1 protein-coding gene is annotated in these 537 nt (G+C 67.0%); it reads right to left on the bottom strand.

Annotation, left to right across the window (positions count from 1 at the left end):
- A partial coding sequence (locus AC1IN8_RS21070) for a VCBS domain-containing protein (protein ID WP_479760504.1) occupies nucleotides 1-537 on the bottom strand: 537 nt, incomplete at both ends.

A 537-nucleotide genomic window follows, 5' to 3' on the forward strand; every position in this document is an offset into this window, starting at 1 on the left:
ATTGTCCTCGGTCACCGCCCCCAGAACATCGCCGCTGATGGTGGCGCCATCGTTGGTGCCGGTGATGGTGATGGTCACGGTTTCGGTGGCGGTGCCATCGACCGAGCTCACCTCGAAGGTCTCGACGCGGGTGTCGCCGGCGCCCAGGTACTGCACATCGGCGTTGGCCACCTCGTAGGTCCAGGTGCCGGCCGCGGTGATGCTCAGGCTGCCAAGGGCACCGCCGACGGTGGTGTCGGTGACACTGCCGGTATCGAAGACATCTTCGCCCTGATCCACGTCGGCCACGCTGAGGCTGCCGCTGTCGGTCAGCAGCGGGTCGTTACCGTCCTCGCTGACGGCACCGACGGCATCGCCGCTGATGGTGGCGCCATCGTTGCTGCCGGTGATGGTGATGGTCACGGTTTCGGTGGCGGTGCCATCGATCGAGCTCACCTCGAAGGTCTCGACACGGGTGTCCCCGGCGCCCAGGTACTGCACATCGGCGTTGGCCACCTCGTAGGTCCAGGTGCCGGCGGCGGTGATGCTCAGGCTGCC

The sequence above is a fragment of the Aeromonas sp. 130281 genome, assembly GCF_056642115.1.